Source organism: Streptomyces sp. BPTC-684, from assembly GCF_030028635.1.
GTDB classification, from domain to species: domain Bacteria; phylum Actinomycetota; class Actinomycetes; order Streptomycetales; family Streptomycetaceae; genus Streptomyces; species Streptomyces noboritoensis.
Map to the genome: position 1 here is coordinate 6,093,724 of NZ_CP124863.1, position 14,733 is coordinate 6,108,456.

The 14,733-nt window shown below is 73.1% G+C and carries 13 protein-coding genes; 5 read left to right on the top strand and 8 right to left on the bottom strand.

What is annotated here, in order from left to right; all coding sequences use genetic code 11:
* Positions 1-5: 5 nt before the first annotated feature.
* Positions 6-611 (top strand): sigma-70 family RNA polymerase sigma factor, encoded by a 606-nt coding sequence (locus tag QIY60_RS27105; protein WP_283144794.1) that lies wholly within the window; start codon positions 6-8, stop codon positions 609-611.
* 131 nt (positions 612-742) lie between these two features.
* Here QIY60_RS27105 and meaB read toward each other — a convergent pair whose 3' ends face one another.
* The 3 genes from meaB to mutA are packed head-to-tail and all read right to left on the bottom strand — an operon-like array spanning position 743 to position 5,778.
* Complete coding sequence (gene meaB / locus QIY60_RS27110; RefSeq protein ID WP_283144795.1) at positions 743-1,735, bottom strand: methylmalonyl Co-A mutase-associated GTPase MeaB; 993 nt, start codon at positions 1,733-1,735, stop codon at positions 743-745.
* Between the two features lie 6 nt (positions 1,736-1,741).
* Positions 1,742-3,931, bottom strand: coding sequence for a methylmalonyl-CoA mutase (gene scpA, locus QIY60_RS27115; protein WP_283144796.1), 2,190 nt, complete (start codon positions 3,929-3,931; stop codon positions 1,742-1,744).
* Positions 3,928-5,778 (bottom strand): methylmalonyl-CoA mutase small subunit, encoded by a 1,851-nt coding sequence (gene mutA, locus QIY60_RS27120; RefSeq protein ID WP_283144797.1) that lies wholly within the window; start codon positions 5,776-5,778, stop codon positions 3,928-3,930. Before mutA ends, scpA begins: the two co-directional genes overlap by 4 nt.
* Positions 5,779-6,032: 254 nt before the next feature.
* On the opposite strand from mutA, the gene QIY60_RS27125 reads away from it, so the two are divergent.
* The gene (locus QIY60_RS27125) at positions 6,033-6,863 is read left to right on the top strand and encodes an FCD domain-containing protein (protein ID WP_283144798.1); all 831 of its coding nucleotides are present in this window, start codon (positions 6,033-6,035) and stop codon (positions 6,861-6,863) included.
* A gap of 89 nt (positions 6,864-6,952) precedes the next feature.
* Here the strand turns inward: QIY60_RS27125 and QIY60_RS27130 are convergent, their stop codons facing one another.
* The 3 genes from QIY60_RS27130 to QIY60_RS27140 all read right to left on the bottom strand — a co-directional run bounded on the left by QIY60_RS27130 (position 6,953) and on the right by QIY60_RS27140 (position 9,748).
* Complete coding sequence (locus QIY60_RS27130; RefSeq protein WP_283144799.1) at positions 6,953-8,353, bottom strand: pyridoxal-phosphate dependent enzyme; 1,401 nt, start codon at positions 8,351-8,353, stop codon at positions 6,953-6,955.
* Between the two features lie 85 nt (positions 8,354-8,438).
* On the bottom strand, positions 8,439-9,266 hold the full coding sequence (locus QIY60_RS27135; RefSeq protein WP_283144800.1) for a tyrosinase family protein: 828 nt from the start codon (positions 9,264-9,266) through the stop codon (positions 8,439-8,441).
* Between the two features lie 53 nt (positions 9,267-9,319).
* On the bottom strand, positions 9,320-9,748 hold the full coding sequence (locus QIY60_RS27140) for a tyrosinase cofactor (RefSeq protein WP_283144801.1): 429 nt from the start codon (positions 9,746-9,748) through the stop codon (positions 9,320-9,322).
* 601 nt (positions 9,749-10,349) lie between these two features.
* Here QIY60_RS27140 and QIY60_RS27145 point away from each other — a divergent pair.
* Positions 10,350-10,982 (top strand): TetR/AcrR family transcriptional regulator, encoded by a 633-nt coding sequence (locus QIY60_RS27145; protein WP_283144802.1) that lies wholly within the window; start codon positions 10,350-10,352, stop codon positions 10,980-10,982.
* A 112-nt stretch (positions 10,983-11,094) separates the two neighbouring features.
* Here QIY60_RS27145 and QIY60_RS27150 read toward each other — a convergent pair whose 3' ends face one another.
* On the bottom strand, positions 11,095-12,435 hold the full coding sequence (locus tag QIY60_RS27150) for a CAP domain-containing protein (protein WP_283144803.1): 1,341 nt from the start codon (positions 12,433-12,435) through the stop codon (positions 11,095-11,097).
* 286 nt (positions 12,436-12,721) lie between these two features.
* On the opposite strand from QIY60_RS27150, the gene QIY60_RS27155 reads away from it, so the two are divergent.
* Both QIY60_RS27155 and QIY60_RS27160 read left to right on the top strand, forming a co-directional pair.
* The gene (locus QIY60_RS27155) at positions 12,722-13,756 is read left to right on the top strand and encodes a cytochrome c oxidase assembly protein (RefSeq protein WP_283144804.1); all 1,035 of its coding nucleotides are present in this window, start codon (positions 12,722-12,724) and stop codon (positions 13,754-13,756) included.
* Positions 13,757-13,861: 105 nt separating this feature from the next.
* A complete protein-coding gene (locus tag QIY60_RS27160) occupies positions 13,862-14,062 on the top strand; it encodes a hypothetical protein (RefSeq protein WP_101386832.1) in 201 nt (66 codons plus the stop codon).
* A 215-nt stretch (positions 14,063-14,277) separates the two neighbouring features.
* Here the strand turns inward: QIY60_RS27160 and QIY60_RS27165 are convergent, their stop codons facing one another.
* Positions 14,278-14,697, bottom strand: coding sequence for a CBS domain-containing protein (locus QIY60_RS27165; protein WP_283144805.1), 420 nt, complete (start codon positions 14,695-14,697; stop codon positions 14,278-14,280).
* Between the last annotated feature and the right edge of the window lie 36 nt (positions 14,698-14,733).

Genomic DNA, 14,733 nt, shown 5'->3' on the forward strand with positions numbered 1-14,733 from the left:
ATCAGGTGATCACTCCTGCCCTGCCCCGCTCGCGCGACGAGTCGACGGACCAGGTCATAACGGCCTGGGCGCTCGCCGCCCGCACCGGTGACCCCGTGGCCGTCGAGCACTTCGTCCGCGCGCTCCACCGTGACGTACGCCGTTACGTCACCTACCTCGGCGCCGATCCGCAGGCCGCCGACGATCTGACCCAGGACACCTTCCTGCGGGCCCTCGGCAGCCTGCACCGCTTCGAGGGCCGCTCCTCCGCCCGCACCTGGCTGCTGTCGATCGCCCGCCGCGCGGTGATCGACAACCTGCGGTACACCGCCGCGCGGCCGCGGGTGTCCGACACGGACGACTGGCAGTCGGCCGCCGAGCGGGCCCAGCCCCGGGGGCTGCCCGGCTTCGACGACGGGGTGGCCCTCGCCGACCTGCTCGCGGCGCTCCCGGACGAGCGCCGCGAGGCCTTCGTCCTCACCCAGCTCCTCGGACTGCCCTACGCGGACGCGGCCCACGTCAGCAACTGCCCCGTGGGGACCGTGCGCTCCCGGGTGGCCCGGGCCCGCCAGGCACTGATCGAGCGGCTGCACGCGGCAGAGGGCGCGGAGCTGGTGGGCGCCCCGGCCTGAGTACGCAGACGGCCCGGACCGCTTTCGGTCCGGGCCGCCTTACAGGGGCGCGGGGCTGTGTCATTGTGCGGCTCCGCCGCGTGGGCGCGACCAGCCCAGCACGGTCCGCAGCCGAACGATCGAGCAAGCCCTTACCGCACCCCGCGCTCCCCTTGAAACGCGCCCAGGATCCGCTCCGCCGCCAGCGTCGGCGTCAGCTCGCCGTCGCGGACGCGCCGCTCAAGGGCGGGGGCGAGCTCGCGCACCAGCGGATGCGCGCGCAGCCGGTCCAGGAGCTCGTCCTGGACCATCGTCCAGGTCCAGTCGACCTGCTGGTCACGGCGTTTGGCGGCGAGGCGCCCGGTCGAGTCCAGGAGCGTGCGGTGCTGGTCGATCCGCTCCCAGACGGTGTCCAGACCGCTGGACTCGCGGGCGCTGCAGCACAGCACCGGCGGTGTCCAGGCCGCGTCGGCGGGGTGCATCAGGCGCAGCGCGCCCGCCAGTTCGCGCGCCGCCGACTTCGCGTCGCGCTCGTGCGGCCCGTCCGCCTTGTTCACGGCGATCACGTCCGCCAGTTCCAGGACGCCCTTCTTGATGCCCTGGAGCTGGTCGCCCGTGCGCGCCAGGGTGAGCAGCAGGAACGAGTCGACCATGTCGGCGACCGTCGTCTCGGACTGGCCGACGCCGACGGTCTCCACCAGGACGACGTCGTAGCCCGCCGCCTCCATCACCACCATGGACTCGCGGGTCGCCTTGGCGACGCCGCCCAGGGTGCCGGCGCTCGGCGAGGGTCGCACGAACGCCGCCGGGTCCACCGCGAGCCGCTCCATCCGCGTCTTGTCGCCGAGGATGGAGCCTCCCGTACGGGTGGAGGACGGGTCGACGGCGAGCACCGCCACCCGGTGGCCGAGCCCCGTCAGCATCGTGCCGAAGGCGTCGATGAAGGTGGACTTGCCCACCCCCGGCACCCCGCTGATGCCGATCCGCCGGGCGTTGCCGGTGTGCGGCAGCAGCTCGGTGAGGAGCTGCTGCGCGAGCGTGCGGTGGTCGGGACGGGTGGACTCGACGAGGGTGATCGCCCGGGCGACGAACGCCCGCTTCCCGTCGAGCACACCCTTGACGTAGCTGTCGAGATCGATGCGCACGGGCGGCTACAGCTCGTCGTGGCCCAGCGCCGCGCCGAGCCGCGTCACCAGGTCGTACGCCGCGTCCGGGATGACCGTCCCCGGCGGGAAGACCGCCGCGGCGCCCATCTCCAGGAGGGTCGGGACGTCCTGCGGCGGGATGACACCGCCGACGACGACCATGATGTCCTCCCGGCCCTCGGCGGCCAGCTCCTCGCGGAGCGCCGGTACGAGGGTGAGGTGACCGGCGGCCAGCGACGACACACCGACGATGTGCACGTCCGCCTCGACCGCCTGCCGGGCCACCTCGCCCGGCGTCTGGAACAGCGGGCCGACGTCGACGTCGAAGCCGAGGTCGGCGAAGGCGGTGGCGATCACCTTCTGGCCCCGGTCGTGCCCGTCCTGCCCCATCTTGGCGACCAGGATGCGCGGACGGCGGCCCTCCGCCTCGTCGAAGCGGTCCACGAGCGCGCGGGTGCGCTCCACGGAGGGGGACTCGCCTGCCTCGTTGCGGTACACGCCGGAGATCGTACGGGTCTGCGCCGCGTGGCGTCCGTACACCTTCTCCAGGGCGTCCGAGATCTCGCCGACCGTCGACTTGGCGCGGGCCGCGTTCACGGCCAGCTCCAGGAGGTTGCCGGTGCCGGAGGCGGCGGCGTTCGTCAGCGCGCGCAGGGCGTCCTGGCAGACCGCCTCGTCGCGCTCCTCGCGCAGCCGCCGCAGCTTGGCGATCTGCTGGGCGCGCACCGAGGAGTTGTCGACCTTGAGGACGTCGATCTGCTCGTCGGTCTCGACGCGGTACTTGTTGACGCCGATCACCGGCTGGCGCCCGGAGTCGATGCGCGCCTGGGTGCGGGCGGCCGCCTCCTCGACGCGCAGCTTGGGGATGCCCGCGTCGATGGCCTGCGCCATGCCGCCGGCCGCCTCGACCTCCTGGATGTGCTGCCAGGCCCGCCGCGCCAGGTCGTAGGTGAGCTTCTCGACGTACGCGCTGCCGCCCCACGGGTCGATGGACCGCGTGGTGCCCGACTCCTGCTGGATGAGCAGCTGGGTGTTGCGCGCGATCCGCGCCGAGAAGTCGGTCGGCAGGGCGAGCGCCTCGTCGAGCGCGTTGGTGTGCAGCGACTGGGTGTGGCCCTGGGTGGCGGCCATCGCCTCCACACACGTACGCGTGACGTTGTTGAACACGTCCTGCGCGGTCAGCGACCAGCCCGAGGTCTGCGAATGGGTGCGCAGCGAGAGCGACTTGGTGTTCTTCGGGTCGAACTGCTTGACCAGGCGCGCCCACAGCAGCCGGGCCGCCCGCATCTTCGCGATCTCCATGAAGAAGTTCATGCCGATCGCCCAGAAGAAGGAGAGTCTGGGCGCGAACGCGTCGACGTCGAGCCCCGCCTCCTGCCCGGCCCGCAGGTACTCCACGCCGTCCGCCAGCGTGTACGCCAGCTCCAGGTCGGCCGTCGCGCCCGCTTCCTGGATGTGGTAGCCGGAGATGGAGATCGAGTTGTAGCGCGGCATCTTCTGCGAGGTGTACGCGAAGATGTCGGAGATGATCCGCATCGAGGGCTTGGGCGGGTAGATGTAGGTGTTGCGGACCATGAACTCCTTGAGGATGTCGTTCTGGATGGTCCCGGCCAGCTTCTCGGGCGGTACGCCCTGCTCCTCGGCCGCCACGATGTACAGCGCGAGGACCGGCAGCACCGCGCCGTTCATCGTCATCGACACGGTCATCTTGTCCAGCGGGATGCCGTCGAAGAGCTGGCGCATGTCGTAGATCGAGTCGATGGCCACGCCCGCCATGCCGACGTCGCCGGTGACCCGGGGGTGGTCGCTGTCGTAGCCGCGGTGGGTCGGCAGGTCGAAGGCGACCGACAGGCCCTTCTGCCCGGCGGCGAGGTTGCGCCGGTAGAACGCGTTGGACTCCTCGGCCGTGGAGAATCCGGCGTACTGCCGGATCGTCCAGGGCTGGTTGACGTACATCGTCGGGTACGGGCCGCGCAGATACGGCGCCACGCCCGGGTACGTCTCCAGGAAGTCCAGGCCCTCCAGGTCGCGCGCGGTGTAGAGCGGCTTGACCGCGATGCCCTCCGGGGTGTCCCACAGCAGATCGCCGTCGGCCTTCCCGGTGGACTCCTTCACGGCGGTGCGCCACTGGTCTTCGGAGCCGTCGGCGCCGGCGCCCGGAGCCAGCGGCAGCTCCGAGAAGTCGGGGATCGTCATGACGCCACTCCCATGCGGTCGAGGGCGGAGGAGAGCACGGCCACCGCGTCGCAGCCGGCGAAGACGTAACTGTCGACACCGGTGAACCCGCCGCGGCCGGCGAGGTAGACGTGCGTCGCGCCGGCCGACCTGAGGGCGGCGGCGACCGCCTCGGCCTGCTCGGCGTAGAGCGCGTCGCTGGAGCACAGGCACGCGACGGTGGCGCCACTGGCGGCGAACGCCTCGGCGGCCGTGGCCGCGTCCACCGACACCGGGTCGTGCACGGGCTCGATGCCGCCCGCCTGGAACAGGTTGGAGGCGAAGGTCGCCCGGCCGGTGTGCGCGGCGGCCGGGCCGAGCGCGGCGAGGAAGACCCGCGGGCGGGTCCCGGTCGCGGCCAGGTGGGCGTCCGAGCGGGCGCGCAGCTCCTCGAACGCCTCGTCGCGGCGCACCTTCGGCAGCCCGCCGGAGGGCTCGGCGGGGGCCGCCTCGCGCTCGACGGGACGCTCGGCGAGGTGCGGGAACTCGCTGACGCCGGTGACCGGTTCGCGCCGCCGCGCCAGCTCGGCGCTGCGCTCGGCCCAGGTCGCGGCGAGCCGCTCGCGGACCAGCCCGGAGCGCAGCGCGGCGGCCTGGCCGCCCGCGCGCTCGATCGTACGGAAGAACTCCCAGGCGCTGTGGGCGAGTTCGTCGGTGAGCCGCTCCACGTACCAGGAGCCGCCCGCCGGGTCGATCACCCGGGCCAGGTGCGACTCCTCCAGGAGGATCGAGGAGGTGTTGCGCGCGATACGGCGCGCGAAGGCGTCGGGCAGGCCGAGCGAGTGGTCGAAGGGCAGCACGGTGACGGCGTCCGCGCCGCCGACGCCCGCGCCCAGGCAGGCGACCGTGGTGCGCAGCATGTTCACCCACGGGTCGCGGCGGGTCATCATCACCGGCGAGGTCACCGCGTGCTGGCGCTGCGCTCCGGCGGCGGGGGCCCCGCTCGCCTCGGCGACCCGCGCCCACAGCCGCCGCGCGGCGCGCAGCTTGGCGATGGTCAGGAACTGGTCGGCGCCGGCCGCGTAGCGGAACTCCAGCTGGGCACAGGCCGCCTCCACGGACAGTCCCGCCTCGGTCAGCGCGCGCAGATAGGCGACACCGGTGGCCAGCGACGCGCCGAGCTCCTCGGCGGCCGAGCCGCCGGCCTCGTGGTACGGCAGGGCGTCCACGGTGAGCGCGCGCAGCCCCGGGAACCGCTCGGCGCAGAGCCGGGCGAGTCCGGCCGCGGGGGCCGCGTCCAGCGCCTCGCCGGTGCGGGCCTCGTGGCCGAGCGGGTCGGCGCCGAGGTTGCCGCGCGCGGAGTCGGCGGGGACGCCGCGCTCCTCGTACAGGCGGAGCAACTCCCGTGCGGCGGGCTCGAATGCGGCGCCCGCGTCCAGGACGACGGGTGCGAGGTCGAGGTAGACGCCGTCGAGGGCGCGGGCGAGTCCGGAGACCGGCACGCCGCCCCGGCCTACGGCCAGCCAGAGCGAGGTGACGCCGTTCTCCAGATCGGCCAGCACGGCCTCGTTGACCCGGGCGGGGTCGGTTCCGGCATGGCGCTGTCGTACGCCCCAGCCGTCCGCCGCGTTGCCCTCGGCCCGACTTCCCCGGACAAAGGGGGCAAAGCCGGGATAACCGGCATCGGGCGCGGAGTCTCGCGCGGTGTACAGGGGGCGGGTGGTGAGCCCGTCCTCGACCGGGGTGGACAGTGCCTCCTCGGCAGCCGTGCCCGAGACATCTTTACCCGATTTGCGCAGCACGCCTTCCACGAGGCGCTGCCACTGCTCATGGGTTGCATCAGGGAACTCGGCGGCCAGCGAAAGCCCGTCGTCAGGCAGGACCGTCATGCTCAGATGCTAGGGCAGTGGCGCAAAGGTGCAGCAGAGGGAAGGGCTGTGACCTTGCCCTCTCCCGAACGCTCTTGATCCTTTACGGGCGGTGCCGTATCCGGCGCGGACACGGGGGGAGCGTTCGTGGTCGCAACGGTCCGTATCGGCCTCTCCGGACGTATCGCCCCGCTCTCCGTGCGGGCCACTGGTTCAGTGGCTCAGCCACTGAGCCACATGCGAGCTCCGGCATCACCACCCTGGGGAGGGACCTCGTGGAGACGCTGCCCCGCGAGACCATCGTCGACGTCCTGGAGCACCGGCTGCGCGAGGACATCCTCACCGGCCGCCATCCGGCGGGCAGCTATCTGCCGCCCGAACGCAGCCTCGCCGACGGCTACGGCGTCACCGCACCACCCTCAAGCACGCCTTCGGCCGACTGGTCCAGGCGGGGGCTCCTGGAGACCCGCCACGGCGTCGGCACCCGGGTCCGCGACTACGCGCGCCTGGGCGGCGCCGATCTGCTGCCGATGCTGGTGCGCCACAGCCCGGACTGGATCGGCGAGATCTTCGAGGTGCGCCGCGGCATCGGCGCCCTGATCGCCGAACGCGCGGCGGCCCGCTCCGACCCCGAGGCCGTCACCGAGCTGCGCCGACTCCTGGACGCCGTACGGGAGTCGGAGGGCGGCGACGCGGTGCAGCTGGCCGACGCCGAGGTGCACCGGGCGCTGGCCCGCGCCACCGGCAACCGGGTGTACGTCCTCCTCACCAACACCCTCTTCAACGCCTACCTTCCCGTACGGGCCGCACTGGTCGGGCCGTTCACCGATCCGGAGGCGGCGTACACGCGGCTCGCCCCGGTCGTCGAGGCCGGTGGCGGCGGGCGACGGCCGGGCCGCACACGCGGCGGCGGACGCCTATCTGACCGCGACCGAGCGGATCGTGCTGGAAGGCCTGGCGTAAGCGGGCGGGGCACGGAGTTCCGGGAGACGCTGCTCGGCACGTTCCGCCTCGACGGCGAGTGCCGCACCCGCGCGGCCCGCCTCGACCTGCGAGCCTCGGCGGACACCGTCCTGCGGGCCCCGCCCGGGGGTCCGGGGGCGTAGCCCCCGGGAGAGCCACCTCAACCCACCCCCACCCCCGGAGGCCACGCGGCGGAGCCGCAAATGTCACAGCGGGAAGGGGCGGGGTGGGGTCACAGCAAGGCGCGCAGGCCCGCTCGGCCCACCACCCCCACTCCATGCCCATCCCGCACCACCACCGCCAACTCCGCCCCGCACCCCTCCAGCTCCGCCAGCGCCGCCTCCGCCCGCTCGCCCACCCCGAAGTGCGGCAGCGGTGCGGCGAGGTGGTCGCGTACCGGGGTGTCCGGCTTCATCGTGCCGTCCGACAGCGCGGCGGCCAGCGCGTCCAACGACAGCGAGCCCGCCAGCTCCGGGACGGTCGGCGCGCGGTCCGGGCCCACCGGGCACGGCCCGGCCGCGGCGACCGGCGGCAGCCCGCGGTCGCGCAGGGCCCGGAGCGCCGCCAGGGCCTCCGCGGCCGTGCTGAGCCGGTTCACGTACGGCAGCGAGGAGTCCCGTACCGCGTCCCCCACCCGCGCCACACCCGACTCCCCGTCCAGGAACCCCAGCCGCAGCAGCCACGCGTCGTTGAAGTACTTCGAGAGGTACTGGCGGCCCGAGTCCGGCAGGATCACCACGACCAGCGATTCGGGGCCGAGCCCGGCGGCCACCCGCTGGGCGGCCGCCACCGCGAGACCGGCCGAGCCGCCGACCATCAGGCCCTGCTCCCGGGCCAGTTGACGTACTGTCAACAGCGCGTCGCGGTCGCTCACCGGGACGAGCTCGTCGACCACGTCCTGGTGGTACGAGGTGGGCCAGACGTCCTCCACCGTCTCCGGGTGGCGCACGTGCCCGGTCGCCTCGACGAAGTACGGACGGCCGTCGCCGCCCGAGTACACCGACGCCACCGGATCCGCCCCGGTCACCCGCACCGCACCCCCGCTGACCTCCTTGAGGTAGCGGCCCGTACCGCTGATCGTCCCGCCGGTGCCGACGCACGCCACCAGATGCGTGACCCGGCCGTCCGTCTGGCGCCAGATCTCGGGGCCGGTCGTGGCGTAGTGCGCCCCCGGGTTGGCCGGGTTGTCGTACTGCCCGGCGAGCCAGCTGCCCGGTGTCTCCTCGGCGATCCGCGCCGCCGTGTTGAACACGTTCTCCGGGTCCTCGGCGGGCAGCCCGCTGCGTCGCACGACCACCTCCGCGCCGAACCCCCGCAGCGTGGCGATCTTCTCGGTGCTCGTCTTGTCGGGGACGACGAGGACGGCCCGGTACCCCTTGGCCGCCGCCACCATCGCGAGCCCGGCCCCCGTGTTGCCGGAGGTCGCCTCGACGACGGTGCCGCCGGGGCGCAGCAGCCCGTCCCGCTCCGCCTGCTCGATCATGTGCAGACCGATCCGGTCCTTCACGCTGCCGCCGGCGCTGAGGTATTCGAGCTTCGCGTAGAGGGCGGCCGACTTCTCGCCCCCGGGCGTGCGCAGCCGTACCAGCGGGGTGCCGCCGACGAGTTCGAGCACTGATTCGTGAACGTCCATGCGGCCGAGCTTACGAGGCGCGCGCACCCGGACATGCCGATGCGGCCCCGGGGTGTGGAGCCGCCCGGGGCCGCACCGGCGCGTACTACGCGGCGTCGAACGTGTAGAACTTCTTGTGGTCCAGCATGTCCGCCGGCGTCACGTTGTTCCACGGGCGCATGGTGTCGCGCAGGTCCACCACGTTCGCCGTCCCGGCGGCCGGGAGGTACGGCGAGGCGGGGTGGAGCGCCTGCCACTGCGCCCAGAGCTTGTCGACGAACGCGTGGTGCATCCAGAAGACCGGGTCGTTGGGGGAGACGCCGGTGCCCATCTGGCCGCCGACCCAGACGTGCACGCGGTTGTGCAGGTTGACCCCGCGCCAGCCCTCCAGGTGGTTGCGGAAGCCGCCGGTGGACTGGCTGTTCCAGGGGGCCTCGTCATACGTCGTCATGGCCAGGACGCTGTCGACCTCGGCCTTGGTGGGCAGCTGGGGCACGCCCGCGCCGAGCGCGCGGCGCAGGTAGTTGCGGCCGTCCACCCGGACGTTGATGGCCCACTGGCCGCCGGAGGAGGCGAACGGCCCGTCCATCACCTGGCCGTCGCGGCTGCGGCCGGTGCCGCCGAGGAAGTCCGCGGCCCACAGCGAGGAGGTGGCGGTGCGGTCGGCGGTCCAGTCCCAGTAGGGCAGCGCGACGGTCGAGTCGACGGACTGGAGGGCCTGCTCGAACTCTATGAGGAATCTGCGGTGCCACGGCAGGAAGGACGGCGAGCGGTGGCCCACACGGTCGGTGTCGTCGCCGTCGCTCATGATGAAGGCGTTGTGCGTGGTGACGAAGGCGTCGTACTTGCCGTTGCGCTTCAGCGTCAGGACGGCATTGACGAAACGCTTCTTCTCGTCGGAGGTGAGCGTCGCCTGGTTCTTGCGTACGGTCATGGAAATGCTCCAGATGGTGGTGCTGCGCGGGTGCGTGTGCGGGGGCGGAAGGATCAGGCGAGCGGGACGAGCGTGGCGCCCTGGAGCTCCACCACGGCCGCGCGGGCCACGGCGCGCGGGTTCGCGAACGTCTCGTAGTGGTTGATCACGCTGATCCAGGTGCCGTCACCGTTCCGCATGACGTGCAGTTCCTTGCCGTCTATTCGCACCTGGTAGCCCCCGTGGTGGCCGCCGTGCGCACCTCCCTGCGCGGGCGCGCCCTGTATCCGGCGGCCCTGGTACACCTCGTCGAACGGGGCGGGCGCGTCGTGCCCCGTGTGGTCCATGCCGTCCGTGTGACCGGTGTGGCCGTCGCCCGCGGCGGGGACGACACCGTTGGCGGGTCCGCTCGCGGTCGCCGCGTACGCGGTACCGGCCAGGCCGAGGCCGGCCACCGCGCTCGCGGTGAGGCCCAGCGCGCTGCGGCGGGTGAGTCGGGACATGGGTAACCCCCAGTGGTTCGGCATTGCTCGGTAGTGGTCCAGCGGCGTCGAGGGCGCGGAGACGTGAAGTCGCGGCCCTGTCAACGCGCTTGACGGGTCGTTGACGGACGTTCGTCCGGCGTGGTCATGGCCGGGACGTCCGTCGGGACCGTCGTGACAAATGCCTACAGCCCGGCAACGGAACGGCAAAGCGTCACCCAAGAGGTTGGGCTCAATGCGGACATGTCCAGATTCGAAGTGCAAGGTTGAACGAAGATGATCTTGCTGTCCGCGCCCGCCCGGCTCGTCGAAAGTGCAGATCCTTCGCGGAATCTGCCGATCCTGTGAAGATTTTGTTGCCGGGGTGGCGAAGGTGTGGCGGCCCTCACGCGGGAAACCTGGCCGGTTTCGCGCCTCGTGTTCGGCGTGTGACGAGGCGTGGAACGCGCGCCGCCGCCCACGCCCGAGCGGCAGGCGTGGGCGGCGGTCGGGGTCGCCCGGGCGGTTGTTGTTAAGCGCTGCTCAATAAATTTGCGACCGCTGTTGAGCGATTGTCAATAGCGCTGCCCGGCCACCGCCCCGCCTCGGCACACGCCGCCCCCACCGCTCGTACACTGCGGGCATGTCCGGAAAGCGCATCACCCGCCTGACCCCCGACCAACGCAGGGCCCAGCTGGTCGACATCGGACTGGAGATGCTCGCCGACCGCTCGCTCGACGAGCTGTCCACGGACGAGGTCGCCCGCCGGGCCGGGATCTCGCGGGGCCTGCTCTTCCACTACTTCGACTCCAAGCGCGACTTCTACCGCGCGGTGGTCGCCAAGGAGTGCGCGCGCTTCATCGAGGCCGTGGAGCCGGACCCGGCGCTGGCGCCGGTCGCCTGGCTGCGGTCGTTCATCGATGGGTTCGTCGCGTACGTACTGGAGCACCGGCAGGTCTATCTCGCCTTGGTCAGGGGCGCGTCCGGCAGCCACCCGGCGGTCGCGGACATCCTGGGCGAGACCCGTGAGGCGGTGGCCCGCCATGTCGTCGACGCCCAGCGGCGGATAGGCATGCCGGAGTCGCCCCTGCTCGACATCGCCTCCCGCGCCTGGATGGCGTTCGCGGAGGAGGCGGTGACCGGCTGGCCGCTGGGGGAGCCGGGCGCGCGCGAGGAGCTGGCGGCGTTCCTGGAGTCCAGCTTCGTCAGCCTGCTGGGCACGCTGGACCGCCCCGTGGGCCTGGCGGACGTGGCGGCCCGGCAGACGGGCGCCTGAGCCGACCCAGGCGCGGCGCATCCGTACGGTGTGCATGCGAACGCACCACGGGTGCGCATCCGTACGTTCCACGGCCGCCGGGCGAAGCCGGACAGCGCCCCGCCCACAGCCGTCAGGCCAGGCCGAACAGCTGCGTCCAGTACGTGCCCGCGCGGCCGCCGCCCGCGAAGCCGACGCCTATGTGCGTGAAGTCGGGCTTGAGGATGTTGGCGCGGTGGCCCGGGCTGTTCATCCAGCCCTCCACCACCTCGGCCGCCGTGCGCTGCCCGCACGCGATGTTCTCGCCGATGCCCCGGTGCGCGGCCCCGGCCGCCCGGGCCCGGTCCCACGGCTCCAGGCCCTCCGGCGAGGTGTGCGAGTAGAAGCCGCGCGCCGCCATGTCCGTGCTGTACGCCTGGGCCGCCGAGGCCAGGCGGGTGTCGCCGGCCAGCGGGCGCAGCCCGGCCGTGGCGCGGCGGCCGTTGGTGAGCGCGACCACCTCGGACACCGTCCGGTGCAGCCCGTCCCCGCTGAACGGCCTCGCCCACAGCGCCGTCCAGTACACCTCGCCCGTACGGTCGTCGGTGGCGCGGCCGATGCCCGCCTCCGTGAAGGCGGCGTCCCGCAGCGGGCGCCGGGTGTGGGCGTCCTCCAGGCAGTACGCCAGGAACTCGGCCGGGGTGCGAGGCCCCGACACCAGATGCTCGGCGATGCTCAGATACGCGTACCCCCGCGTGGTCACCCGCTGGAAGACCGAGACGCCGTCCGGGCTCTCCACGCTGAGGCGGCCCTGGGCGGCCATGGTCGCGGCGTGCGACTCGGCGGCCGAGGCCAGCCGCCCGTCGATCGCCACCGGCGGGGCCCCGGCCCGGACCCGCTCGGCGTTGACCACCCCGCCGAAGCCGTCGCCCTGTTGGGCCTCCGGCCGCCGCGCGGCGGGGACCGGTATCGCCGCGGTGGGCACTTGGACGGTGGGCGCGTGCGGCGGCGGGTCCTCGTCCGCCACGTCCACCCCGAAGTCGCGGGCCACTCCCGCGAGGCCGTCCGCGTACCCCTGCCCCAGCGCGCGCACCTTCCAGCCGGTGCCCCGGCGGTAGATCTCGGCCAGCAGCAGCACCGTCTCCCGCTCCGGCTTCAGCGGTGTGAACCGGGCCAGGACCTCGCCGCCGGGACCGCTGAGCCGCAGGCTCGGCACCGGCAGCCGGCCGAGCGGAACACCCGGCTCGGCGGGGCTGACGACCACGGTGAGCCGGCTCGCCCCGGCCCGCAGCCGACTCGGGTCCACCGTGATGACGTCGTCGTCGAGGCGGGTGCCGGGCGCGGACGGCTGGTTATAGAAGACGAAGTCGGCGTCCCCGCCGACCTTTCCGGTGTCGTCGGTGATCAGCACCGACAGGTCGAAGGGCCCCGGGACGCCGATCGTCAGAACGCCGTCCGGAAGGGGCCGGTTGCCCCCGGGAACCAGCTCGCTCATCGACACCACCTGTCCACGGGCCCGCCGCGGTCCGCCACCGCGCCGCGCTGTCCTGCGCTCTACTGCTTCGTGCTGCTCTTCGTGCCGCGTTGCTGTGGGGAGAACGCGGCGAGCGCGGCGGCTGGTTCCCGGCTCCGGCGTGTCGTACGGGTGACTTTCGTGGTGACTTTCGCGGACGCGGCCGCGCGGCCCGTCCAGGGGCCCCGCGGTGGGCCGCCGAACGGCCGGGACTACGGTTTACCCGGCCCGCCGCAGCCCCGCGGGCCGGGTGAGGAGGCCGGGCCGGATGTCCGCAGCACAACACGTCGTCGAGACCGCCGCAGGGCAGTTCGGCGCCGCCGAGCTACCCCGGCTGACCTGGGGCGACTTCCCCTCGCAGTGGCAGCTCGACCTGCCCGCGCTCGCGCTGGTCGCCGTGCTCGGCGGACTGTACGGATGGGGGGTGCTGCGGCTGCGCCGCCGGGGCGAGTCATGGCCGGTGGCCCGGACCGCCGCCTTCGCCCTGCTCGGCCTCGGCACGATCGTGGTCGCGACCATGTCGGCGCTGGCCGTCTACGACACCGTGCTGTTCTGGCCCGCCGCCGTGCAGAACGTCCTGCTGGACCTGGTCGCGCCGCTGGGGCTCGCACTCGGCGACCCGCTCTCGCTCGCCCTGCGGGCCCTCCCGGAGCGCACCGCCGGTCCCGTCCGCCGCGCCATGACCGGCCGCGCGGCCCGCATTCTGGCGTTTCCACTGGTCAGCTCGGTGCTGGTGCTGGCGTCCGAGCTGTGCGTCTACTTCACCCCGTACTTCGAGACGGCCCTGCGCGACGGCGCCCTGCACCAGCTCATGTACCTCCAGCTGCTGCTCGCGGGCAGCCTCTTCGTGCTCCCGCTGCTCACCAAGGAGGAGCTGCTCCCGTCCTGGTGCGGGCACCCCGTCCGGGCGGCGCTCGTGTTCCTGGACGGGCTGATCGACGCGGTGCCCGGCATCGTCGTGATGACCAGCGGCAGCCTGATCGCGGGCAGCTGGTACACCCGGCACGCCCCCGAGTGGGCGCCGGACGTGCACGCGGACCAGCAGCTCGGCGGCGGCGCGATGGTCACGCTTGCGGAGCTGGTCGGGGTGCCGTTCCTGATGGTGGTCTTCGTCCAGTGGGTGCGGGCCGAGCGGGCCGGGACGGCGGCGCTGGACTGGCGCCTGGACGCGGAGCTGGTGCCCGCGCCGGCCGCGCCCGGCCCCGCCGCGGATCCCGGAACCGAGGAGCCCGAGCTCGTACGCCCCTGGTGGGAGTCGGACGGCGGCGTCGTCGGCGAGCGCATGCGGCGGCAGCGTCCTTAGCCAGGGCGCCACCGGACGGGCCGGACGGGTGACATTTCTGGGGCGGATGCGTTCTGCGAGGCCGGGTACCAGAATGGAGCCACGCCGGACTAATGAGGAGGCGGCATGAACGCTCAGTCCGATCCCGCGCCGAAGCGGGAGGGGATCACCCCGGACGCGCTGCTGCACACAGGAGCGGGCGGTGAGGTCACCGCCGAGGACCTGGTGCTCGCGTCGGGGCGCGACATCAACCCGAAGAACATGGCGTGGGCAGAGCGCCGACTGGCGGAGGACGGCCCCGCGGCGATCGACAAGCTGCTGCCCTGACCCACGCGCCCGACCCGCTCGCGGAGGCCCGGCCCGAGGGCCTGTCGTCACATTCCCGTCTGCCCGGCGCGAAAGCCCACGTACGTCCAGTACGAGGGCTCCCGCCCGGCACTCCCCCAAGCTCTTCGAGCAGGGGGGACCCCCAGAGCACGCACCAGACGCCGCCGGGCCGCCCTTCGGGCGACGACGGGAATGTGACGACAGGCCCTCGGGGCTCAGCCCCTCGCGTAGACGCTGCTCGCGAACGAGGCGAACTGGTCCGCAGGGAGGTGCCGGGCCAGATCCGCCTCGGTGATCACACCGACCGGCTCGCCGTCGTCCACGACGACGAGGCGGCGGATGCGCGCGTCGCTCATCACCCGCACCGCCTCGGCCGCGTCCGCGTCGGCGGAGACCGTACGCGGTCTGCCGTCGGCGAGGTCGCCCGCGGTCACGTCGGCCGCGTCCTTCCCGGCGGCGAGCACCTTCACCACGATGTCGCGGTCCGTGACGATGCCCGTCAGCGTGCCGTCGCTGCCCTTCACGGGCAGCGCGCCGATGCTGTGGTCCCGCATCAACTGGGCGGCGCGGTCGAGGGTTTCGCTCGCCGGGATGCAGCGGACGTCAACGGTCATGAGGTCGCGGGCGGTGGTCATGGGGGCCTCCGGAGGGGGGTTGGTCCTGGGCTCGGG